Source organism: Roseobacter phycocola, from assembly GCF_042055075.2.
Lineage (GTDB): Bacteria > Pseudomonadota > Alphaproteobacteria > Rhodobacterales > Rhodobacteraceae > Roseobacter.
The window spans coordinates 372,994-395,661 of the sequence record NZ_CP194010.1 but is presented as its reverse complement, the minus strand read 5'-3'; the positions used below and the strand labels follow the sequence as shown (position 1 = coordinate 395,661).

Annotated in this window: 24 protein-coding genes; 9 read left to right on the top strand and 15 right to left on the bottom strand. The window is 62.1% G+C overall.

Translation table 11 applies throughout. The features are described 5' to 3' along the window. The first annotated feature begins 1 nt into the window (after nt 1). The 4 genes from odhB (at nt 2) to lpdA (ending at nt 3,900) form a co-directional block, all read left to right on the top strand. Entirely contained in the window at nt 2-1,516 is a 1,515-nt protein-coding gene (odhB, locus tag AB4K19_RS02070) for a 2-oxoglutarate dehydrogenase complex dihydrolipoyllysine-residue succinyltransferase (RefSeq protein WP_436398884.1), read from the top strand. Between the two features lie 125 nt (nt 1,517-1,641). Further along, complete coding sequence (locus AB4K19_RS02065; protein WP_375230306.1) at nt 1,642-2,025, top strand: MAPEG family protein; 384 nt, start codon at nt 1,642-1,644, stop codon at nt 2,023-2,025. A gap of 10 nt (nt 2,026-2,035) precedes the next feature. After that, on the top strand, nt 2,036-2,449 hold the full coding sequence (locus AB4K19_RS02060) for an MAPEG family protein (protein WP_436398882.1): 414 nt from the start codon (nt 2,036-2,038) through the stop codon (nt 2,447-2,449). Between the two features lie 62 nt (nt 2,450-2,511). Then, nucleotides 2,512-3,900, top strand: coding sequence for a dihydrolipoyl dehydrogenase (gene lpdA, locus AB4K19_RS02055; protein ID WP_375230305.1), 1,389 nt, complete (start codon nt 2,512-2,514; stop codon nt 3,898-3,900). Nucleotides 3,901-3,913: 13 nt separating this feature from the next. On the opposite strand, the gene AB4K19_RS02050 is transcribed toward lpdA, so the two are convergent. The 4 genes from AB4K19_RS02050 to AB4K19_RS02035 are packed head-to-tail and all read right to left on the bottom strand — an operon-like array spanning nt 3,914 to nt 6,834. Beyond that, nucleotides 3,914-4,534, bottom strand: coding sequence for a pyridoxamine 5'-phosphate oxidase family protein (locus AB4K19_RS02050; protein ID WP_375230304.1), 621 nt, complete (start codon nt 4,532-4,534; stop codon nt 3,914-3,916). Beyond that, nucleotides 4,527-5,258 carry a lysophospholipid acyltransferase family protein gene (locus AB4K19_RS02045; RefSeq protein ID WP_375230303.1) on the bottom strand — a complete coding sequence of 244 codons (732 nt, stop codon included), beginning with the start codon at nt 5,256-5,258 and terminating at the stop codon, nt 4,527-4,529. The genes AB4K19_RS02050 and AB4K19_RS02045 overlap by 8 nt, the downstream gene beginning before the upstream one ends. After that, complete coding sequence (locus tag AB4K19_RS02040; protein ID WP_375230953.1) at nt 5,258-6,136, bottom strand: cell division protein FtsX; 879 nt, start codon at nt 6,134-6,136, stop codon at nt 5,258-5,260. The genes AB4K19_RS02045 and AB4K19_RS02040 overlap by 1 nt, the downstream gene beginning before the upstream one ends. Nucleotides 6,137-6,156: 20 nt before the next feature. Further along, on the bottom strand, nt 6,157-6,834 hold the full coding sequence (locus AB4K19_RS02035; protein ID WP_375230302.1) for a cell division ATP-binding protein FtsE: 678 nt from the start codon (nt 6,832-6,834) through the stop codon (nt 6,157-6,159). 169 nt (nt 6,835-7,003) lie between these two features. Here AB4K19_RS02035 and AB4K19_RS02030 point away from each other — a divergent pair, with 169 nt between their 5' ends. Beyond that, nucleotides 7,004-7,915, top strand: coding sequence for a zinc-ribbon domain-containing protein (locus AB4K19_RS02030; protein ID WP_375230301.1), 912 nt, complete (start codon nt 7,004-7,006; stop codon nt 7,913-7,915). 17 nt (nt 7,916-7,932) lie between these two features. On the opposite strand, the gene AB4K19_RS02025 is transcribed toward AB4K19_RS02030, so the two are convergent. Genes AB4K19_RS02025 through argH form a run of 6 tightly spaced genes read right to left on the bottom strand, consistent with a single transcriptional unit; the run spans nt 7,933 to nt 13,967 of the window. Beyond that, complete coding sequence (locus AB4K19_RS02025) at nt 7,933-10,545, bottom strand: TIGR02302 family protein (RefSeq protein WP_436398880.1); 2,613 nt, start codon at nt 10,543-10,545, stop codon at nt 7,933-7,935. Nucleotides 10,546-10,584: 39 nt separating this feature from the next. Next, nucleotides 10,585-11,850: a diaminopimelate decarboxylase gene (lysA, locus tag AB4K19_RS02020; protein ID WP_375230300.1), complete on the bottom strand. Its 1,266-nt coding sequence runs from the start codon at nt 11,848-11,850 to the stop codon at nt 10,585-10,587. Nucleotides 11,851-11,906: 56 nt separating this feature from the next. Then, nucleotides 11,907-12,215 (bottom strand): DUF2834 domain-containing protein, encoded by a 309-nt coding sequence (locus tag AB4K19_RS02015; protein WP_375230952.1) that lies wholly within the window; start codon nt 12,213-12,215, stop codon nt 11,907-11,909. Nucleotides 12,216-12,220: 5 nt separating this feature from the next. Then, complete coding sequence (locus AB4K19_RS02010; RefSeq protein ID WP_375230299.1) at nt 12,221-12,364, bottom strand: hypothetical protein; 144 nt, start codon at nt 12,362-12,364, stop codon at nt 12,221-12,223. 17 nt (nt 12,365-12,381) lie between these two features. Next, nucleotides 12,382-12,558 carry a hypothetical protein gene (locus AB4K19_RS02005; protein WP_375230298.1) on the bottom strand — a complete coding sequence of 59 codons (177 nt, stop codon included), beginning with the start codon at nt 12,556-12,558 and terminating at the stop codon, nt 12,382-12,384. Next, a complete protein-coding gene (gene argH / locus AB4K19_RS02000; RefSeq protein WP_375230297.1) occupies nt 12,555-13,967 on the bottom strand; it encodes an argininosuccinate lyase in 1,413 nt (470 codons plus the stop codon). Before argH ends, AB4K19_RS02005 begins: the two co-directional genes overlap by 4 nt. A gap of 24 nt (nt 13,968-13,991) precedes the next feature. Here argH and AB4K19_RS01995 point away from each other — a divergent pair, with 24 nt between their 5' ends. Further along, nucleotides 13,992-14,567 carry a TlpA disulfide reductase family protein gene (locus AB4K19_RS01995; RefSeq protein ID WP_375230296.1) on the top strand — a complete coding sequence of 192 codons (576 nt, stop codon included), beginning with the start codon at nt 13,992-13,994 and terminating at the stop codon, nt 14,565-14,567. Between the two features lie 31 nt (nt 14,568-14,598). On the opposite strand, the gene AB4K19_RS01990 is transcribed toward AB4K19_RS01995, so the two are convergent. Then, nucleotides 14,599-15,693 carry an alcohol dehydrogenase family protein gene (locus AB4K19_RS01990; protein WP_436398877.1) on the bottom strand — a complete coding sequence of 365 codons (1,095 nt, stop codon included), beginning with the start codon at nt 15,691-15,693 and terminating at the stop codon, nt 14,599-14,601. 161 nt (nt 15,694-15,854) lie between these two features. Here AB4K19_RS01990 and AB4K19_RS01985 point away from each other — a divergent pair, with 161 nt between their 5' ends. Next, nucleotides 15,855-16,181: a hypothetical protein gene (locus AB4K19_RS01985; RefSeq protein ID WP_375230294.1), complete on the top strand. Its 327-nt coding sequence runs from the start codon at nt 15,855-15,857 to the stop codon at nt 16,179-16,181. A 9-nt stretch (nt 16,182-16,190) separates the two neighbouring features. Here the strand turns inward: AB4K19_RS01985 and AB4K19_RS01980 are convergent, their stop codons facing one another. Next, on the bottom strand, nt 16,191-18,479 hold the full coding sequence (locus tag AB4K19_RS01980) for an adenosylcobalamin-dependent ribonucleoside-diphosphate reductase (protein ID WP_375230293.1): 2,289 nt from the start codon (nt 18,477-18,479) through the stop codon (nt 16,191-16,193). Nucleotides 18,480-18,570: 91 nt separating this feature from the next. Between AB4K19_RS01980 and AB4K19_RS01975 the strand changes: the two genes are divergently transcribed. Beyond that, nucleotides 18,571-19,017, top strand: a complete 447-nt coding sequence (locus tag AB4K19_RS01975) for a DUF1489 family protein (RefSeq protein WP_375230292.1) — start codon at nt 18,571-18,573, stop codon at nt 19,015-19,017. A 27-nt stretch (nt 19,018-19,044) separates the two neighbouring features. Here AB4K19_RS01975 and hisG read toward each other — a convergent pair whose 3' ends face one another. From hisG to hisS, 3 genes are read right to left on the bottom strand one after another with little or no spacing between them, the layout of a single operon-like run. Beyond that, a complete protein-coding gene (gene hisG, locus AB4K19_RS01970; RefSeq protein WP_375230291.1) occupies nt 19,045-19,737 on the bottom strand; it encodes an ATP phosphoribosyltransferase in 693 nt (230 codons plus the stop codon). Then, nucleotides 19,734-20,816, bottom strand: a complete 1,083-nt coding sequence (locus AB4K19_RS01965; protein ID WP_436398874.1) for an ATP phosphoribosyltransferase regulatory subunit — start codon at nt 20,814-20,816, stop codon at nt 19,734-19,736. Before AB4K19_RS01965 ends, hisG begins: the two co-directional genes overlap by 4 nt. Beyond that, a complete protein-coding gene (hisS, locus tag AB4K19_RS01960; protein WP_375230290.1) occupies nt 20,813-22,327 on the bottom strand; it encodes a histidine--tRNA ligase in 1,515 nt (504 codons plus the stop codon). The genes AB4K19_RS01965 and hisS overlap by 4 nt, the downstream gene beginning before the upstream one ends. Before the next feature lie 125 nt (nt 22,328-22,452). On the opposite strand from hisS, the gene AB4K19_RS01955 reads away from it, so the two are divergent. After that, nucleotides 22,453-22,650 (top strand): SlyX family protein, encoded by a 198-nt coding sequence (locus AB4K19_RS01955; protein WP_375230289.1) that lies wholly within the window; start codon nt 22,453-22,455, stop codon nt 22,648-22,650. Nucleotides 22,651-22,668: the final 18 nt, after the last annotated feature.

The window sequence follows — 22,668 nt, the reverse complement described above, 5'->3', positions numbered from 1 at the left end:
CATGACCACCGAAGTACGCGTGCCCACGCTGGGCGAATCCGTCACCGAGGCCACCGTTGCCACCTGGTTTAAGAAGCCGGGCGAGAGTGTTGCCGTGGATGAGATGCTGTGTGAGCTGGAGACGGACAAAGTAACCGTCGAAGTGCCGTCACCCGCCGCCGGAACCCTGGCCGAAGTGGTCGCAGCAGAAGGCGACACGGTGGGGGTTGATGCCCTGCTCGCCACGATTTCCGAAGGAGACGGCGCAGGTGCCGGGAGCGCGGCTCCCGCCGCTGCGCCCGCGCCAGCCGCTGAAGCGCCTGCCGCGTCGGGCGGCACCGTGGATATCATGGTGCCAACCCTGGGTGAAAGCGTGACCGAAGCGACGGTCAGCACCTGGTTCAAGGCCGTCGGGGATACGGTCGCGCAGGATGAGATGCTGTGTGAGCTGGAGACCGACAAGGTATCAGTCGAGGTGCCGGCACCGGCGGCGGGCACCATCACGGAAGTCCTTGCGGCTGAAGGCGCAACCATTCAGGCGGGCGGAAAGCTGGGCGTCCTGTCTGCCGGCGCAGGTGCTGCCGCTGCTGCCCCGGCCCCGGCGGCCGCTCCTGCAGCAGCCGCACCGGCATCCGGCGGCGCGGATGTCGAAGACGCCCCATCCGCAAAGAAAGCCATGGCTGAAGCCGGCATAAGCCGCGATCAGGTCACGGGATCCGGCCGCGACGGACGGGTCATGAAAGAGGACGTGGCTGCCGCCGTGGCAGCGGCCAGCGCAGCACCAGCGGCAGCACCTGCCGCTGCCGCACCGCGCGCGCCCGTGGCCGCCGATGACGCGGGCCGCGAGGAGCGGGTCAAGATGACCCGTCTGCGCCAGACCATCGCGCGGCGCCTCAAGGACAGCCAGAACACTGCCGCGATGCTGACGACCTACAACGAAGTCGACATGACCGAAGTCATGGCCCTGCGCAACGAATACAAGGATCTGTTCCTGAAAAAGCACGGCGTGAAACTGGGCTTTATGTCCTTCTTCACCAAGGCCTGCTGCCATGCGCTGAAAGAAGTGCCCGAGGTCAATGCAGAAATCGACGGCACCGACATCGTGTACAAGAATTTCGTGCATATGGGCATCGCGGCCGGGACCCCGACAGGCCTTGTGGTGCCGGTCATCCGTGACGCGGATTCCATGTCCTTTGCTGCGATCGAGAAAGCGATCGCAGAAAAAGGGGCGCGCGCGCGGGACGGCAAACTGTCGATGGCGGAGATGCAGGGCGGGACCTTCACGATCTCCAACGGCGGTGTTTACGGCTCGCTGATGTCCTCGCCGATCCTGAACCCGCCACAGTCCGGCATCCTTGGCATGCACAAAATCCAGGACCGTCCGATGGCGATCAACGGTCAGGTCGTGATCCGCCCGATGATGTATCTGGCACTGAGCTATGACCACCGGATCGTTGACGGCAAAGGCGCTGTAACCTTCCTCGTGCGGGTCAAGGAAGCGCTGGAGGATCCGCGGCGGCTGCTGATGGACCTCTGAGACGGGACACCGTACGCTTAGGCTGTGATGCCACCTCGGTTTCCGTGATCCGGGTGGCCGAAAAGACCTGACAGGAACTGCGCCGCGATCTCCCGTGGCACAGTCCGGCGAAAAGGAGTGATCAAATGGCTGAAACAACTGCGCTTATCCTCTATGGTTTTCTTGTTCTGCTGACCCTGCTGCTGCAGGCCACCGGCGCGCTGACGCAGCTGGGTATGGGCTATCTGCTGGGCAGCCGGGACGAGGGCCGCACCGTCGGGGGCATTGCTGCCCGTCTTGAGCGCGCCCTGAACAACTCTGTCACGGCGATGGTCCTGTTTGCTCCCGCCGTTCTGCTGATCGAAATGACGGACAAAAGCACTAACCAGACGATGCTGGCGGCCACCGCCTTTCTGATCGCCCGGGTCGTGTATCTGCCCGCCTATGCCTTTGGCATAATCGGGATCAGAAGCCTCGCATGGACCGTAGGATTCTTTGCGACCGTGCTGCTCTACTTCCTGGCGCTGTGAACGGACAGAAATGACAACGGAACTCACCGTCCTGACGCTGGCTGCGCTGCTGCAGGTGATCCAGTTTGTGCTGATGGCAGTTCCGGCCAACCTGGAACTGGGGCCAAAACGCACGCTCAGCCCGCGCGATCCGGAAAAGATGGGGGGCCGGCCGCTCGCCGATCAGATGAGCCCCCGGACAGCGCGGCTTTACCGCGCGCTCAACAACCATTTTGAGGGGCTGATCCTTTTTTCCATCGCCTGTACAGTCATCACGCTGAGTGACCAGTCCACGCCCTTTACAGGGGCCTGCGCCTGGATTTATCTGGCCGCCCGCGTGGCCTATATCCCGGCCTATGCCTTTGGCCTGACACCCTGGCGCTCGCTGATCTGGTTTTCAGGTTTCTCTGCAACGGTTGCGATCCTGATCGCAGCACTTCTATAGTACCCCAACCCTGCCTGCCGCGCGCTGATCAGACCGCCCGGAATTTGACCAAGGAGACTTTCATGTCCAGCTATGACGTAATTATCATCGGCTCCGGCCCCGGCGGCTATGTCTGCGCCATACGCTGTGCCCAGCTGGGTCTGAAGGTGGCCTGTGTCGAGGGGCGCGAAACGCTGGGCGGCACCTGCCTGAACGTGGGCTGTATCCCCTCCAAGGCGCTGCTGCACGCCAGCCATATGCTGCACGAAGCCGAGCACAATTTTGCGACCATGGGCCTGAAGGGCAAAAGCCCGACCGTCGACTGGAAACAGATGCTGACCTACAAGGAAAACACCATCGAGCAGAACACAAAGGGCATCGAATTCCTGTTCAAAAAGAACAAGGTAGACTGGCTGAAAGGCTGGGGGGCGATCCCGGAGGCGGGCAAGGTCAAAGTCGGCGATGAAGTGCATGAAGCAAAAAACATCATCATTGCCTCCGGCTCAGAACCGGCCTCACTGCCGGGTGTAGAGGTCGACGAAAAGGTTGTCGTCACCTCCACGGGCGCACTGGAACTGGGCAAGGTGCCGAAGAAAATGGTGGTCATCGGTGCCGGCGTAATCGGTCTGGAACTTGGCTCGGTCTATGCACGCCTCGGCGCCGAAGTAACCGTTGTCGAATTCCTTGACGTGGTGACACCGGGGATGGACGGCGAAGTGCAGAAGACCTTCCAGCGGACGCTCAAGAAGCAGGGTCTGACCTTCGTGATGGGCGCTGCTGTGCAGAAGACGGAAAGCACGAAGACCAAAGCCAAAGTCCACTACAAACTGCGTAAGGATGACAGCGAGCATGTGCTGGAAGCTGACGCCGTGCTGGTGGCGACAGGCCGCAAACCCTTTACCGAAGGTCTGGGCCTCGACGCGCTTGGCGTGAAAATGACCGAACGCGGTCAGATTGCCGTCAACGACAAATGGGAAACCAGCGTGCCGGGCGTATATGCGATCGGCGATGTGATCGAAGGCCCGATGCTGGCCCACAAGGCCGAGGACGAAGGCATGGCCGCGGCTGAACAGGTCGCAGGCAAACATGGCCACGTGAACTATGGTGTGATCCCGGGCGTGATCTATACGCACCCCGAAGTTGCCAATGTGGGCGCAACCGAAGAATCGCTGAAAGAGGAAGGCCGCGCGTACAAAGTTGGCAAGTTCAGCTTTATGGGCAACGGGCGTGCCAAGGCGAATTTTGCAGGCGACGGGTTTGTGAAGATCCTTGCGGACAAGAATACTGACCGCATTCTGGGCGCGCATATCATCGGCCCGGCGGCGGGTGATCTTATCCACGAGATCTGTGTTGCGATGGAATTCGGTGCCTCGGCAGAGGACCTGGCGATGACCTGCCACGCACACCCGACCTATTCAGAGGCGGTACGAGAGGCAGCGCTCGCCTGCGGCGACGGTCCAATTCACATGTGAACGCGGGCGCGCATCAGTCCGGATCAGACCACATGGTCCGGGCCGCCCGCGGCGCCCAGGCATCGTCATAGGGTTTGCCGCCCTCTGCACCGTCTGTCTGCTCGGCGAGGATCTCGCCAGGAGTTGGCAGCCCGGCGCTTTCATCACCCCCTGACCACGTGCCCGACCGCAGAAGCGCGCGCGCACACTGGGTATAGATTTCGCCGATTTCGATGATGATGACCGTGCGCGGCAGATGTTTGTCGCGCGCAAACCGCTGCAGCATCTCCGCATCAGCGGTCAGCCAGGCCCGCCCGTTCAGACGCACCACGGTGTTCGATCCCGGCACCATGAACATGAGCGAAACCCGGCCGTCCTCGACAATATTGCGCAGTGAATCGAGGCGGTTGTTGCCGCGCCAGTCGGGCATTGCCAGGGTCTGCGGGTCCAGTTCAGTGACCACCGGGCCGGCATCCCCGCGCGGGCTGCCGTCGGTGCCGTTGGGGCCAACGGTGCTGAGCACACAGAACTTTGAGGCCATGATCCATTTGCGGTAGAGCGGGGTCATCCGGTGCGCCACTTTATTCAGCGACGCAGACCCCGGCTTGCCGTAGAGCGCTTCGAGCGCTTCGGTCGTTCTGATCGCTTCAGCCATTTATCTCTCCTCTGAAACCCGCCTCAGCCATCAGCGCGTCGGAACGGCCTTCAACATCTGCCTCCAGCTTTTCCATGAAGGCGTCGCGGGACAGCCCCGGTTCGATGATGGGCAGGAATTCGACAACGGCCACCCCCGGTTTGCGCAACAGACCGCGCTTGGGCCAGAGCACGCCGACGTTTGTGGCGACCGGCGCACAGCGCTGGCCGAGCTGTTCATAAAGCACCCCTGTTCCTACTTTGTAGGGCATCTTTTTGCCCGGCGGGACACGCGTACCCTGCGAATAGATGATCAGCTGACCAGGTTCCGCACGGCCCGCTTCGACATCCGCCACCATTTTCTCAATCGCCTTACCGCGTTTGCCCCGGTCTACCGGTACGCAGCCCAGCATCTTTGCGTACTGGCCAATCACCGGCATCATCAGGATTTCTTTTTTCATGATGAATTTCGCCGCCGGGAGGGCCGTGAAAATCATCATGATATCAAGGAAGGACTGGTGCTTGGCCGCCACGAGGGCTTCACCGTCCGGCGGGGTGCCACGCACCTCACATTTCATGCCAACCATCCAGGACGCCGTCCAGAAGACGTAGCGCGAGTACCCCTTGCAGGCCGCATAGGCCCCGCGGCGGCTGAACAAGGCCCATGGGGCAAAGGCGATGCCAAAAAGAGGCATGGCGATGTACATCTGAACGATAAAGATGACGGATCGGATATACTGAATCATCAGGCGAGCTCCCTCAGGGCGCGGTGTGCGGCGTAGCGTGTCGCCAGAAAGGCAACCGCCGCCATCAACGGCGGGATCAGCCCGGGCAGCAACCATTCGGCTCCTTCAAATCCGATACCGGACAGAAAACCCGCCATATCGGTGGCGGGCGGCAGCACCCGGACAAAGATCATGGCGACCGCAGCGCCGCCGAACGCCCCCAGCAGCACCCGCAGGGTGAAGCGGCGGATAAAGGCCTGAGCGATGTAGCGGTCTGTTGCGCCGACAAGACGGAGCACCCGGATCACCTGGGCATTAGCGGCAAGGGAAGCATTGGCAGCAAGCGTGACCATCGCCGCAGATGTCAGCCCCAAGAGAAGGGCGCTGAACCAGCCGACAGCGCGCAGCCGTCCGGCCGAAGCCACCAGCGGCGCGCGCCACTGGTTATGGTCATCAAGAACCGCGCCGGGCACTTCCGCCTCCAGCCGCAGTTGCAGGCCCTGACCGTCGAAACCATCGGGGGCTTCGGTGATTTCTATCAGTCCGGGCAATGGCAGGGTGCTGAGATCCAGCCCGGATCCGAACCATGGCTCCAGCAGCGCCTGCTGGTCGCTGGCGGTCAGCGCGCGAAAACTCTGCACGCCTGCAGTGGTCTCCAGAATGCTGAGGGCCGTGGCCTGCAGGTCCGCCATCTGCTCCGCTGGGGCTGTGATACGGACCGTGGAGGTGCGGGCCAGTTCATCGCCCCAGCTGTCCGCCAGCCGGTCCGCCGCAAGCGTCAGAGCCAGCGCAAAAACAGCCAGAAACCCCATGGCCGCAGCCGCAAAAACCGTCAGGCGCGCGGTGAAGCCGGACGGGGGCACAACCCGGTCAGAGCGTGTGTCGCCCCGCAAAAGCATGCGCAGATCATCCGGCAGGCTCACAGGTCTGCTCCTGCCAGGTTGAGCTGACCGTTGGCTATGCGCAAGACACGGGCCTGCACCTGCGCCTTTGCCGCCCGTATCAGACTGAGGTCGTGCGTTGCGATCAGGACGGTCTTGCCCATTCGGTTGAGCTCAACCAGCAGATGCAGCAGGCGCTGGGACATTTCCCAGTCCACATTGCCCGTCGGTTCATCTGCGAGCACCACATCAGGTGACATGATCACCGCGCGCGCAAGTGCCGCGCGCTGCCGTTCACCACCCGAAAGCTCCGGCGGCAGTGCGTCAGCGCGATGCGCAAGACCGACCCATGCCATCAGTTCCTGCAGGTCATCTTCCGCTTCTGACGTCTGGCGATCCGCCGCGGCCAGCGGCAGCAGGATGTTTTCCGAAACCGTCAGGTGATCGAGAAACTGGCAGTCCTGGTGCACCACGCCGACACGACGGCGCATCAGGGCAATACCGTCCCGTTCCAGCCCACTCATGTCTTCACCGAATGCGGTGACCTGCCCTGCGGTTGGCTGCAGCGCGCCATAGCAGAGTTTCAGCAGCGTCGTTTTGCCCGCACCGGAAGGACCGGTCAGGAAATGGAACGACCCCGCCCCGAGGCTCACAGAAACATCAGATAACAGCCCGCCACCGCCGTAGCTGTAGGCGACTTTGTCCAGCTCGATCACAGGGCCTCCGCTCAGATACAGGCGATGTTGTGCCCCAGCACCGGTCTGGTTTCAATGCATCACTTGCCCGCTTAATGCACAGTTAACACTTTTCGGACAGACACGAAGCGCCTAAGATGCTGCAAAACTAAAAAAAGTGGTCCGAGGTCATGAAACAGCAGGTTTTTCCATGCGACTGATTTGCCCGAATTGCGACGCGCAATACGAAGTTCCGGACGAAGTCATGCCGCCCGAGGGGCGCGATGTGCAATGCTCGAACTGTGGCCAGACATGGTTTCAGGACCATCCGGATGCCGTTCCCGACATTGAGGAAGAAGTCACCGGCCCCCAGGCGGCTGGTGATGAGGACAGAACGGCAGCCCCCAAAAAGACGGCACCGGAGCCCGAAGCCGCACCACCTGAGACACCTGCCGCTGCTGCCCCAGGCGCACCCGCATCCGGGCCCGGGCTTGCGGATGAGCAGCCAGAGGACACTCCCCCGGAGGCCCCTGCCCGCCGTCGTGTCGACCCCGCTGTTGCCAGTGTTTTGCAGGAGGAGGCTGAGCTTGAGGCGCAGGCGCGCCGCAACGAAATGGCCGACAGCCTTGAGAGCCAGCCGGATCTGGGCCTGCCGGAAACCGATGCCCGGGACGACGCGGACCGCACCCGCGGCGCAGACCAGGATACGCCAGAGACCGGCGACCAGGTGACCCCGGCACCGGGTCAGATGCAGGATGCAGCTGCCGTGGCCGCCGCCGCTGCGGGGTCACGCCGCGATCTGCTGCCGGATATCGAAGAAATCAATTCCACGCTGCGTTCCAACAATGACCGGAACCCGGGCAGCGATCCGGGTCAGACCGCACAGGCGGAAAACCGGGAAAAGCGCAGCTCGCGCCGTGGATTTGTCCTGGTGATCGCGATCGTGGCGGTCATGGCGCTTGTCTATGTTTATGCCCCGCAGCTGGCAGAGGCGATGCCGCAGTTTGCTGATGCTCTGCAAACTTATGTGACTGTAATCGATAGCTGGCGTGCCTGGCTTGACGGCAAAGTAGCGGGCTTTCTGAGCTGGCTGGACGCAGTTGCGGTGTCCAGCAGCCAGTAGCCTGCGGGTTTTCCGGATCAGAAACGATCAAGCAGCCGGTTGAGATAATTACGCTCTTCCTCTGGGCGTTCTGCTTCGCCTGACCGCCGCCGGATTTCATCGAGCAGCTCGCGCGCCCGGCCATAGGCATCGTCGTTCAGAGCCAGCGGACCATTGTCGCCATCCGCACCGGAGTTGCCCGACTCGCGTCCCAGCGGGTCACGGTTGTCCGCACGCCGGTCCGATTCCTGAGCGCCCTGCCCGGGCTGTTGCTGTTGCTGCTGCTGGGCCATCATCTCACCCAGCGACCGCATGCCTTCCCGCAACGCTTCCATGGCCTGGCCCTGATTGTCGATTGCTTCGGCCAGATCATTCTGGCGCAGCGCCTCCTCCGCCCCGTCCATAGCACGGCCTGCGCGATCCAGTGCGTCGCGCGCGGCGTCTCCCTCGGGCGTTCCGGCGCCGGGCAGATTCTGCTGCTGGCGGCTCAGTTCATCACGCAGAGCCTGCTGACGATCGGCGATACTGCCCTGCGGATCGGCGCCCTGTCCGGGCTGGCCCGGTGCGCCCTGTTGCGCGTTCTGATCACCGCTGCCCTGTCCCTGGCCCTGCTGGCCCTCGTGGCTCTGGCCCCGGCCCTCACCACCATTGCGGCCCTCGTTGCCCTGGCTCTCCCCGGCCTGGGCGCCCGGGTTGAACTGCTCCTGCAGATCGCGGAACGCCTGATCACTAAGACCCTGCTGCTGCCGCAGGGTGTCGGCCAGGCCTTCCATCGCCTGCTCGCCCGCACTTTGCCCACCCTGACCCTGCTGGCCCTGGGTGACGCGCATATTTTCCATCATCTGCTGCAGTTCCTGAAGCGCCTGCTGCGCCTCGGCCATCCGGCCCTGCTCCATCAGCTCCTGGATACGGTCCATCATCTGTTGCAGGTCGTCCTGCGACAGCTGCATGGAGTTCTGCTGATCGCCCGGCTGTTGCTGCTGGCCGTTCTGCTGTTCCTGCTGCTGGCGCTGCGCCTGACGGGAAAGTTGCTGCAGGTAGTCTTCGGTCGCGCGGCGCAACTCACGCATCAGTTCGGCAATTTCTTCGTCCGAAGCACCGTTTTTGATTGCCTCGTTCAGACGTTCCTGCGCCCGGCGCATGCGCTCGGCGGCATCCGCCAGATCACCCTCCTCCAGCAGCAGCGCAAGATCCCACAGATCGGCCGCAAGGCTGGTCTGTTTTTCCTCGCTCATACCGTGCCGGGCGTGGGTTTCCAGCTGCCGGATCACCCGGCGCAGCCGCAGCACATCTGTTTCTTTGCGGAAAACATCTTCGGGGACATGGCTGACCGCGCGCAGGACCTGCGCGATGCGCGACATATTCCCCCGCGACCATAACAGATCGCGGCGCGCCTCGATCATTGCAGCGGCCAGCGGATCAAAGAACCGGCGGCCCGGCAGGACAATCGCCCGTGGGTCCGTTGTGGCATTCTGCTCTGCACCATCGAGAGCAGACAGGCTGACAAACACCGGCAGATTTGCCCAAGGGTGTTCCGAGAAATCCTCAATCAGGTTTTCTTCGAACTGCGCCCGGTTGCCGGCAATCGGCGTGGGCAGCGGCACAACCAGATCGGGCCGGGCTTCAGGATCGATTGTCAGCCCGTAGCGGCGGTCAACCGATGCAAGGTCCAGCGTGAAGACCGCCTCACCGGCCTCAACGCCGTAGTCATCACTGGCCTCAAACGGCAGGGTCATTTCTCCGATGGCAGACGCGGTCGGTTCAGACAGCACGGCAATTTCGGGCGGCATGTCTTCAATCACCACGACCTGCCAGCTGCGCCCCCCCGGGCCGTTGATAGCAATGTCGCCGCTTTGCGCGACAATGAAATCCTGCGCGGGATCAGAGGCAGGCGGTACCTCCGTGCGGCCGGACACTGTCTCTGCAAGCGTCAGCGCGCCGATTTCGCCATAAAGGCGCAGCGTGATCAGACTGCCCACAGGGATTTCGAGAGTGCTCGCGTCGATGTCATTAAGATAGATTGTGGGTTTGCCGGTATAGCGGGGGCTCTCTGCCCAACCTTCCCAGACAGGACCACTGGCCAGACCACCCGCACCCGGCGTCATGTCTGCCACGGTCCCAACCCGCCAGACAGATCCGAAAATGAGTGCCACAGCGAAAAAGAGCGCTGCCATATACCGCAGGGCATAAGGGTCCCGGTCTGCAATACGCAGATCGGCCGGAACCGGCGTCGCAGCGCGCGCCCGCTCTGCCATGCGCGCCTGATGCGCCCGCCAGACGGCAGCAGAGGCCGCATCCTCATGTCCGATTGTCTGTGTGTCCAGCAGCGCCTGGACGGGGCGGCCGGGAAGGCTCGCATCGAGCCGCGCCAGAGCTTCACTGCGTGCCGGCCAGCGGAACGTGCGCAGCGCAAAAAAGCCACCTGCCGCAAGCGCCAGAAGGGTCACGACCACAGCGCCCCAGACGACCTCGACACCCACGGCGTCCTGAAGACCCAGCATGAGCGCGGCAAGGGCCGTCAGCAGCACGCTGAACACCGGCCAGCAGCTGCGCAACAACCGCTCAGAGATCATTCCCAGATGCGTGAAGCGCAACGGCCATATCAGGGCGCGCAGTGTTTTGTCTGCATCGTGACGGGAAAAAGATGACATCGGTACCTCTCCACTGGGCGGGTCTGGCACCTTATGCCATCACAACCATTCAGGAATGGTATCCCGATTTATCATTTCGTCAAAGGTCGGGCGTCGGCGAATAACCGCAAATTGATCATTGTGAACCAGAACCTCCGGAATAAGCGGCCGCGAATTGTATTCACTGCTCATGACCGCGCCATATGCGCCCGCAGACCTGAAGGCGACGAGACCGCCCGCTTCAACCGGTGGCATGACCCGTTCCCGTGCGAATGTATCACCCGTCTCGCAGACCGGACCAACGATATCGTATTTCGCCTGTGTCACGCCCGGCTCGGGCTCTGTCACAGGGACAATATCGTGATAAGCCTCGTACATCGCGGGCCGGATCAGATCGTTCATTGCGCCATCAAGGATCAGGAAATCACGTCCTTCGCCAGATTTCACATAGATCACTTCAGAAACCATTAAGCCTGCGTTCCCGGCGATCAGCCGGCCCGGTTCAATCTCGATCTCGCAACCCAGATGGCCAAGTGTTTTCAGCACCATAGCGCCGTAGTCAGAAGGCAGTGGCGGTGCCTGGTTGTCGCGCGCATAAGGGATGCCGAGACCGCCGCCAAGGTCCAGCCTGCGGATGTTATGACCGTCCGCGCGCAGAGTTTCGGTCAGTTCGGCGACTTTCTGGTACGCCAGCTCGAAGGGTGCAAGGTCCGTCAGCTGGCTGCCGATGTGCACGTCAATCCCGATCACCTCAAGACCCGGCAGGGAGGCAGCAAGCCTGTACACTTCGCGGGCACGCGAGATCGGGATGCCGAACTTATTTTCCGACTTGCCGGTCGCAATTTTTGCGTGAGTTTTTGCATCCACATCCGGATTAATCCGGATCGTCACCGGAGCCACAACGCCCATTTCCCGGGCAGTTGCGTCCAGAACCATCATTTCCGGCTCGGATTCGACGTTGAACTGGCGAATGCCACCTTCGAGCGCCAGCCGGATTTCAGCGGCGGTTTTTCCGACGCCGGAAAAAACGATGCGTTCGCCGGGCACGCCGGCCGCTTTGGCACGCATGTATTCCCCGCCCGAGACCACATCCATGCCAGCACCTGCCTGCGCCAGTGTTTTGAGGATGGCCTGATTGCTGGCGGCCTTCATCGCATAACAGACAAGGTGATCAACGCCCGCCAGCGCCTCATCAAAGAGGGTGAAGTGGCGCAGCAGCGTCGCAGTTGAATAGACGTAGAACGGCGTGCCAACCGCTGCCGCAATTTCCGGAACGGGGACGTCTTCGGCGTGCAGAACACCGTCTTGGTAGAGAAAATGATCCATAACCGCGCATTAGCCACGATTCCCCGGTCAGATCAATGCAGATCGGTGCGGCAGTCTTACGCGTCGTTGTTGTGGCGCAGGAAGAGGTAAAGGGGCAATCCGCAGCTGACCCCGATGCAAAAGGTCGCCGGGATCGCGATGAGGCCCCGCCAGCGGCGTGTCCGGACAGTCTCGGCAATAATCCAGACGGTCAGTGCACTGGCCGCAACGGTCAGGTCCCAGACCAGGCCACTGGTCGCAGCATTCGCATGCCAGGCGTCCACCATCGCCATGAGATCGTAACCGTTCTCATTGAACCAGGTCAGAAACCAGCTCATCGGGTGGATGGTACCCCAGACAGCAAGCGCAAGATAGACATACCGCATCTCAGTCACAGCCCCTTTGTGACGCCGAAGCGCGCTTCACCCGAGAACGTGACACCGGTTTCGACGGCAGGCTCGCGCGGGATCGGTCTGAGCGTGGGGTCAACCGGTTCAGGCTGGGTGCAGCCCACAAGCACAACCAGAGCCGCCACCGGGAAACACCTGAACATCACAGTCCGACGCGTACAGAGACAGGTCCGCGGTTCAGGCCCACGCTGGCGCTCGGATAGATACCGCTGTTCGAAATTGTTACGCCACCGTTCACCGTTGGCCGGACCGGTTCCCCGTCCGCGCCACAGGCTGCCAGCATCGCAAGTGCCAGCAAAACTCCGGTCAGTCTGATCATGCCATCAGCTCCTTCCAGCGGGCGACCTGCTCACGCACCTGCGCGGGCGCCGTCCCACCGTAAGATGTACGCGAATTGACCGAATTTTCCACCCCGAGCACACCAAACACGTCTTCGGTGATGCCGGAATGGGCGGATTTCATCTCGTCCAGCGACAGATCCGGCAGATCACATCCTTTGGATTCGGCCAGCGCCACAAGGCTGCCGGTGATGTGATGCGCTTCGCGGAAGGGCAGCCCCAGCACGCGCACCAGCCAGTCGGCAAGATCAGTTGCCGTGGAGAAGCCTGAGCCTGCCGCCGCTGCCAGGCTCTCCCGGTTCGCGGTCATGTCTGTCACCATGCCCGTCATTGCGGCCAGCGCCAGCATCAGGTTGTCAGCGGCGTCAAACACCTGCTCTTTGTCTTCCTGCATGTCCTTTGAATAGGTCAGCGGCAGCCCCTTCATCACCATCATCAGCGCGGTGTTTGCGCCGAAAATCCGGCCGACCTTGGCGCGGATCAGCTCTGCGGCGTCAGGGTTCTTTTTCTGCGGCATGATAGACGAGCCCGTCGAAAACCGGTCGCTCAGCGTCACAAAACGGAACTGTGCAGACGACCAGATCACCAGTTCCTCGGCAAAACGGCTGAGGTGCACGGCACAGATGGACGCAGTACTCAGGAATTCCAGCGCAAAATCACGATCGCTCACCGCATCCAGCGAATTGGCCGCAGGGGCATCAAAACCCAGCGCTTCAGCAGTCATATGGCGGTCAATCGGAAAGGACGTGCCAGCCAGAGCCGCAGCGCCCAGCGGCGACGTGTTCATCCGCGCGCGGGCATCCCGCACCCGGCTCAGATCGCGTCCGAACATCTCGACATAGGCCATCATGTGATGCCCCCAGGTCACCGGCTGCGCCGTCTGCAAATGGGTAAAGCCCGGCATGACCCAGCCGGCACCTGCCTCTGCCTGGTCCAGCAACGCACGGATCAGCGCCTGCAGACCGGTGTCACAGGCGTCAAGCTGGTCGCGCACCCAGAGTTTGAAATCGGTCGCGACCTGATCATTCCGGCTGCGCCCTGTGTGCAGTCGCCCTGCCGGTTCGCCGATAATTTCCTTAAGACGCGATTCCACATTCATGTGGATATCCTCCAGCGCGGCGGAAAACGGAAAGTCTCCTGCCTCTATCTCTGACAAGACCGTGAGCAGGCCTTCCCTGATGGCGTCGACATCGTTAAGTTCCAGAATGCCTGTCGTGCCCAGCATTGCGGCATGCGCACGCGAGCCTGCGATATCCTGTGCCGCCATCCGCTGGTCAAAACCGATTGAGGCATTAATTGCCTCCATAATCGCATCGGGACCTGCGGAGAAACGGCCGCCCCACATGGCGTTGGATGCGGTGGTTTTCTGCGTGTCGCTGGAATCTGTCATCTGCCTGAATCCTCCGGAGGGGATATGAAAAATCTTGTTTCTGCGCTCGTTTATACGGCCCTCAGCCTGGGCGCAATCACAGCCGCAACCACAGCCCACGCGGACCTCGAAGCTGCAGCCCTGCTGCGCGAAGGTGACATGAAAAAGCTGATCATCCATGAGGTGCCTGAGGCAACATCAGACGCGCAGTTCGATCTGGCAGACGGCGCGGGGCAGACATCGCTTGAGGCCTGGCGCGGTAAATATGTGCTGCTGAATTTCTGGGCGACCTGGTGCGCACCCTGCCGCAAGGAAATGCCGATGCTGTCCGAGCTCCAGACCGAGTTCGGCGGCGACGATTTCGAGGTACTGACCATCGCCACAGGCCGCAACTCACCTGCGGGCATCCAGAAATTCTTCGAAGAAACAGGTATTTCCAACCTGCCGCGCCACCAGGATCCGAAACAGGCGCTGGCCAGTCAGATGGGCATTTTCGGACTGCCGATCACCGTGCTGATTGACCCCGAAGGGCGCGAAATCGCCCGGCTGCGCGGTGACGCGGACTGGTCATCGGACAGCGCCAAAGCCATTCTGGCCACCATCCTCGGCAAAAACAGCTGAGGGCGGAGACCGCCGCGCGCGGCGGTCCCTGTCAGACCTGGGGTAGCAGCACGATATTTCCGACATGGCTTTTGCCGGAGAACGCTTCCTGAGCGTCTGAAATGTCGAAAAGCGGGTAGGTCGCGGCCACCAGCGGCCGCACTTCGCCCTTTTCGATGTATCCGACCAGTGTCCGGAAGATTTCCGGCGGCAGCACCGTTGACCCTGTAAAGGTCAGGTCCCTCAGGTAAAGTGTGCGCAGATCCAGCCCGACAATGGGCCCTGCAATCGCGCCCGAACAGGTGTACCGCCCACCCCGCTCCAGCACATCGATCAGCGCGGGAAAGTAGTCACCACCGACGATATCCGCGACGACACTGACGGTTCGCTGGCCGATTGCACCCTCCAGCGCCGCCGCCAGATCAGCGGGCGCACGCGGCAGCACGGCCGCCGGGTTCAGAGCGGCGACCCGGTCGTGTTTCGCTTCGCCCGCAAGGCAGACAACCCTGGCACCGCGCCGCCGGGCCAGCTGTGTCAGGGCGGACCCGACCCCGCCTGAGGCCCCCGTGACCAGCACCGTATCCTCTGCCGTGACACCAGCCCGGGTCAGCATGCCCTCGGCCGTACTGTAGGAACAGGCAAAGGTCGCCAGCTCTGAATCGCTCAGCGGGCTGTCCACGGCGACCGCATTGCGGTGGTCGACCACCATGTATTCCGCAAAACCACCATCACATTCCGAACCGACGTAACCGGTTTTGTCCCGGTTGAGCGGGTCGTCCCAGTCGCGCAGCCAGCAATCCACCATAACGCGCCGCCCGATCAGGCCCTGTTCTGCGGCTTCACCCGCAGCCACAACCTCTCCGACCACATCCGCACCCTGGATACGCGGGAAAGCAAGAGGTGCGCCGCCCCAGCTGGGCTCCTCATCGCCTGCGTCCACAGCATCAGCCGTGGCGCCCGTCACTGATTTTGCATACCAGCCCGTGCGGGTGTTGATGTCGGTATTGTTGACCCCGCAGGCACCAACACGGATCAGTACGTCATGCGGGCCAGGCTGCGGCACCGGCCAGTCCCAGCGGAGTTCCAGCACTTCGGGTCCACCATGTCTGGTCAGCACGACCGCGCGCATTGTTTCAGGCACTGCCATATCTGCCCCTTTTCATCCAATTCGTGTTGCAGGCCCGCGCGGTATCCCACAGTGCCGCAGCCCTTGCCAGAAATTTCCGGAAACCCGGGCTGTGCTTTACGGAAAATTTCTTTTCCTTGGTCATAGTGTGCCCGGTTCAGGCCGGATCCCGGAGATTAAATATGACACGTACCGATATTTTTCAGATGTATTTCAGCGGTCTGGCCGAACTGGCGATCTGCGCTCTGGGATGGACGGTTGTCGTGATGCTGCCGCTGAGCGGTGTCGTTCTGGCCAGCGGTCAGGCTCAGGTGCCCGAGAGTGCCTTTTTCCTTGTCTTCTCGTCAGCGGTACTGATGGCTCTTTGGCCCGGCCAGACATTCTGGACCATCCGCAGGAAAACCTCCAGTGGCCGCGTTCACAGTATCATCGGCCAGCCGAGCGATGATGACATCGCAGCGGCCAACCGGATTGCAGCCCGAAGCCGCACCCCGGGCGCGGAGATTTAACCGCCCCGTTCAGCCACACTTCGAATAGCCGCAGGATCCACAGGTCATGCAGCCTTCGACCATGCGAAGGTCATACTGACCGCAACTGCTGCAGGCCTGGCCGCGCTGATTTTCGAGGCCAACAACCTGCGCCTGTGGATCAGACTTGAGCCCCATGCCCTCGCCCGCGATGAACCCTGTCGCAATCATGTGCTGCTCGATCACCCCGCCAATCGCCGCGAGGATGGACGGAATATATTTGCCCTGCATCCAGGCACCGCCGCGCGGATCGAACACCGCCTTGAGCTCTTCCACCACAAAAGAGACATCGCCCCCGCGCCGGAACACCGCAGAAATCATCCGGGTCAGCGCAACCGTCCAGGCGAAATGCTCCATGTTTTTGGAGTTGATAAACACTTCGAAAGGCCGCCGGTGTCCGTTCAGCACGATATCATTCACCGTGATATAAAGCGCATGCTCGCTGTCGGGCCATTTCACCTTGTATGTGTTGCCCTCGAGCTCGCTCGGCCGGTCGAGCGGCTCAGACATGTAAATCACATCTCCATGCGGCTGCAGCGGCTCAGCATCTGAGGTCGTGATCACCTCGGGGGCCTTTTTCTCTTCTTCCGACACACTCAGAACCGAGCCGGTGACGGCGTTGGGCCTGTATGTCGTACATCCCTTGCACCCGGTATCCCAGGCCTGCATGTAAACGTCCCGGAACGCGTCAAAACTGATATCTTCCGGGCAGTTGATCGTCTTTGAAATCGACGAGTCGACCCATTTCTGCGCCGCGGCCTGCATCTTCACATGATCCGCCGGCGCAAGCGTCTGCGCATTCACAAAGTAGTCGGGCAGCTCGGTGTCACCGAATTTCTCCCGCCACATCTGAACCGCATAATCCACCACTTCCTCTTCGGTACGCGATCCGTCCTTCTGCAGCACCTTGCGCGTGTAGGTATAGGCAAAGACCGGCTCGATGCCCGACGAGACGTTGCCCGCATAAAGGCTGATCGTGCCGGTCGGAGCGATCGAGGTCAGCAGCGCGTTTCGGATGCCGTGTTCGCGCACAGCCTCGCGCACATCCTCGTCCATCATCTGCATGGTGCCTGAAGCAAGGTATCCTTCTGCATCAAACAGCGGGAATGCGCCTTTTTCCTTCGCCAGCTGCACAGACGCCAGATACGCGGCGCGGGCGATCAGGTGCAGCCATCGCTCCGTCTGACGCGCCGCCTCGTCTGACCCATAGCGCAGTCCGACCATCAGCAGCGCATCTGCCAGTCCCGTTACACCCAGCCCGATGCGGCGTTTGGCCTGCGCTTCCCGGGCCTGCGCCTCCAGCGGAAACTTCGACGCATCCACCACATTATCCATCATGCGTACCGCCACAGCGACCAGTTCTTCGAGGGCGTTCTCGTCGAGGGCGGCGCCCTCCTCAAACGCATCGGACACCAGTCGGGCCAGGTTCACCGACCCCAGCAAGCAGGCACCATAGGGTGGCAGCGGCTGCTCGCCGCAAGGGTTAGTTGCCGCAATGGTCTCACAGTAATTCAGGTTGTTGGCCGCATTGATCCGGTCAATGAAAATAACGCCCGGTTCGGCGTAATCATAGGTCGCCTGCATGATCCGGTCCCACAGATCACGCGCCATCAGCGTCCGGAACACGCGGCCCTCAAATACCAGGTCCCATGACGCATCCGCCTTAACGGCGTCCATGAAGGGATCTGTGACCAGCACCGACATATTGAACATGCGCAACCGTGCCGGATCCGACTTCGCAGCGATGAAGTCCTCAATATCCGGGTGATCACAGCGCATCGTGGCCATCATCGCGCCGCGCCGTGACCCGGCGGACATGATGGTGCGGCACATGGCATCCCAGACGTCCATGAACGACAACGGCCCTGAGGCATCCGCCGCCACACCGCGCACATCCGCGCCCTTCGGCCGGATCGTCGAAAAATCATAACCGATGCCACCACCCTGCTGCATGGTGAGGGCTGCTTCTTTCAGCATATCGAATATGCCGCCCATACTGTCGGGCACAGTTCCCATGACAAAACAGTTGAACAGCGTAACCGACCGCGCCGTGCCGGCACCCGCTGTGATGCGCCCCGCAGGCAGATACCGGAAGTCCTCAAGAGCTGCATAAAACCGGTCCTCCCAGAGTTCCGGTTCCTTTTCGACACGCGCAAGGTCGCGCGCGATCCGGTGCCAGGTGTCTTCGACAGTGACATCCTTCGGTGCACCGTCAGCGTCCTTGAAACGGTACTTCATGTCCCAGATCTGTTCGGCAATCGGGGCAGCAAAGGCGGACATGGGCGCAGTCTCCTGTCAGGATTATCCACAGGCAAGTGTGGAAAAAACACTAGGCGTTGATGATCTGAAAATCGAAGCTACAACATAAGCTATGGCACCAGAGAATCAAAGTAAAACCGTTCATCTGATCAAATTGTCCGTCGGGACGGAGAATGTTGAGGGTCTTGCAGCCTGGCAGGCGACGAAACGGGCGCAGGCACCGGACGGGCTGCCGCGTCACGTGACCCGCATGTGGCCCCGGCGCGAGGCCGAAGTGCTCAATGGCGGATCTATTTATTGGGTGATCAAAGGGGTCATTCAGTGCCGCCAGCAGATCGACCGGCTGGATGAATATGTCGGTTCCGATGGCATCCGTCGCTGTGCCATCGTCCTGCAGCCTGACCTGATCCGCACACAGAACAGCATTCGGCGTCCTTTTCAGGGCTGGCGCTACCTGCCCGCAGCCGATGCGCCGCCTGATCTGCCCGAAGGCCGCGGGGACGAAGAGCCCCTGCCCGTGGAACTCAACCGCGCTCTGGCGGAAATCGGCGTCCTGTAATCCCGGCGACGCCAGACACTGCCCTGCTCAGGCATCCAGTTTCTGCATGAACGCTGTGGTCACATCCCGATCGCCATCGTCCAGCGGCGCCTGACGGCTGCGCCACAGGGTAGCCTGCGACCGCAGCACCGGACCATCACTCAGGATCTTCAGATGGTTGGCCCGCAGGGTCTCACCACTGGATGTGATATCGGCAATCGCCTCAGCCGTTTCATTGGCAACCGTTCCTTCGGTCGCCCCCTGACTGTCCACCAGCGCATAATCCGCGACCCCACCCTGGCGCAGGTGTTCGCGCACCAGACGGTGATACTTCGTGGCGATACGCAGTCGCATGCCGTGGCGTGCCCGGAACGCAGCCGCCACCGCATCCAGATCATCCAGCGTGTCGACATCGACCCAGGCCCTCGGCACCGCCAGAACCAGATCCGCAAAGCCGAAACCCAGTTCCTGCACCGGCTCCACCTGCTGCTCCCAGAGCGGCAGTTTCTCCTGGATCAGGTCGGTGCCTGTGACGCCGAAATGGATCCGTCCCGCTGCCAGCTCGCGCGGGATTTCACCGGCGGACAGCAATACCAGCGCCACGCCCTCAACGCCCTCGACAGCCCCCGCGTATTCGCGGTCAGACCCGCTGCGCGACAGGGTCACACCACGCGCGGCGAACCAGTCAAAAGTCTTCTCCATCAGCCGCCCCTTGGACGGCACGCCCAGACGAATGCTCATGTGTTACCCCCGAGGTCCAGCATCAGACCGGGCCGCAGAACACCCCCAACCGCAGGAATTTCAGCACCCGCCCCAAGCCTCCGCGTCAGCGCGTCATAGCGCCCGCCCGAAGCAACCGCAGGCAGGTCCGGGCGGTTTGCGCTGTAAAACCCGAATACAAACCCATCGTAGTATTCCATCGATGTCCGGCCAAAACTTGTCTCAAATGGCAGCTCTGCGACTTCGACGCCGCGTTTTTGCAGCGCATCCGCCCGCGCCGCCAGCCCCGCAACCGCACCTGCAACCGATGGCAGATCCACTGCCAGGTCCCGCAGATGTTCCAGCGCAAAAGGCAGAGTCTCCCGCACGTTCAGCAGCGCATCCAACAGCCCCACCTCTTCCGCGCTCAGCGGATCAGCCGCCGAATCCGCCCGCAGCGCTTCAATCCGCGCGTCAATCTCCGCCCGTGTGCGCCGTCCCGTCAGCGGGGCATCGCACAAGGCCGCATCCCCCGCGATCAGCGCTGCCCGTTCGGTACTGACCGGTGTTTTGCCCGAAAACCGGTCCAGCAGGCTGCGGAACCGGCGCGGTCGCCAGATATGCCGCAAGAGCGCGGATTTACGGGCCCCGGTCGTTTTCAGACCCTGAACCGCTGCGGTCAGCAAACCAATATCCCCGGTGGCCGCGCGCAGATCAAGATGCGCAACTGCCGTCGCGATCAGCGCAAAGACCTCCGCATCAGCCGCTGCCGGGTCCGTCCGGTCAAAGACCTCATAGCCAACCTGGATGTATTCATTGGCGCGGTCCGGATCATGCTCCTGACGGCGGAAAACCTCGCCGGAATAGGTGTACCGCGCAGGCTCAGCCCCATCCGCCATATGCATCTGCACCACCGGAACAGTGAAATCAGGGCGCAGCATCTGCTCACCGCGCAGCGCATCCGAGGTCACATAGGCGCGCGCGCGGATCTCCTCGCCATAAAGGTCGAGCAGGATATCCGCAGGCTGCAGCACCGGCGTTTCAACCGCTGCTGCGCCCGCCGTTTCAAACCCCGCCCGCAGCTCTGCGGCCAGCGCCAGGGTCTCGCGCCGCGATGTCATTTTGTGCCCTCATCCAGACCGTGTGTGCTCAGGATTTCGCGCACCTTTTCAACAAGCTGGTCACGCGGCACCTCAAACTGGCTGGGACGGTCTTTCCATTCCTCCAGTGTCGCACTTTCGGCAATCTTCGCCCCCAGAATCAGGTCCTTGATCTGAATAACACCGCGCTCTTTTTCGTCACCGCCTTCGATGACGGCGGCCGGGCTGGCACGGCGGTCTGCGTATTTCAGCTGGTTGCCGAAGTTTTTCGGGTTGCCCAGATAGACCTCCGCCCGGATACCCGCCTGGCGCAGTTCCGCCACCATCGCCTGGTAATCCGCCATGCGGTCGCGGTCCATCACGGTTACAACCACGGGACCTGCGGTGTCAGACTGCATCCGGCCTTTGGCATGCAGTGCCGCCAGCAGGCGGTCCACACCGATCGACACGCCCGTCGCCGGCACGGCCTGGCCGGTGAACCGCTTGACCAGGTCGTCATACCGCCCGCCACCGGCAACAGACCCGAAGTTACGCGTGCGTCCCTTTTCATCCTGAATATCGAACGTCAGCTCCGCCTCATAGACGGGCCCGGTGTAGTACCCGAGACCCCGGACGACTGACGGGTCGATCTCGATCCGGTCCGGACCATAGCCACCTGCCGCCAGCAGCCCGGCGATGGTTTCCAGTTCGCTCACGCCTTCTGCGCCGATGGCAGAGCCTTCGACGAGCTCACGCAACCGGGCAACCGTTTCGGCACCGGTTTTGCGTTTCGCGTCCATGAAGCCCATGACCACGTCTGCCTGTGCATCACCAAGCCCCGCCCCGTCCGTAAAGTCGCCGCTTTCGTCTTTGCGGCCCTCCCCCAGCAGGGCGCGCACGCCGTCCGGGCCCAGACGGTCCAGTTTGTCGATCGCGCGCAGTACGATGCCGCGTTCGCGCTCTTTGTCATCCCCCGCCAGGCCTGCCACTTCCAGCACGCCGTTCAGCACTTTGCGGTTGTTCACGCGCACAACGTAGTCACCACGCGGGATGCCCACCTCTTCGAGACAATCGGCCAGCATCGCGCAGATTTCCGCATCCGCAGCCACGGATGGCGCACCAACTGTGTCCGCATCACACTGATAAAACTGACGAAAACGCCCCGGCCCCGGCTTTTCGTTGCGCCAGACGGGTCCCATCGCATAGCGGCGGTAGGGCGTGGGCAGGTCGTTGCGGTGCTGCGCATAGACCCGCGCCAGCGGCGCCGTCAGATCGTACCGCAGCGCCAGCCAGTCACCCGGCTTGTCGCCCTCTGCATCTTCCTGCCAGGCAAAGACGCCCTCGTTCGGGCGGTCCACATCGGGCAGGAATTTGCCCAACGCCTCAACTGTTTCCACGCCCGAGCTTTCCAGCGCATCAAACCCGTACCGATGGTACACACCCGCAATCTTACGCAGCATTTCGGTGCGCTGGGTAACCTCAGCGCCGAAATAGTCACGAAAGCCTTTGGGCGTCTCAGCCTTCGGGCGCGGGGTTTTCTTGGGCTTGGCCATGGTCTTCCCTTTGTGCCAGGTGTCGCGCGCGGTCTACCGGATGGGACTGCGCGAGACAAGGCACCGGGTGCGGGCCCTTCCGGGACCCGTCACGCCGTGCTAGAGCACACCCAGGAGAGCCCCTTATGACCAAGAAACTCGAAGAGCAGATCGCGCATCTGACACGCACGGTGGATGACCTGTCCGACGTCATCGCCCGTCAGGAAAGCGAGATCGCCACGCTCACCCGCCGTGTTCACATGCTGATGCAGCGTGAGGGTGAACGCGATGCGCAGGGCTCCGGCGGTGTGGTGCTGGGCGACGAACGCCCGCCGCATTACTGACCTCCGCCTGCCGCCCGC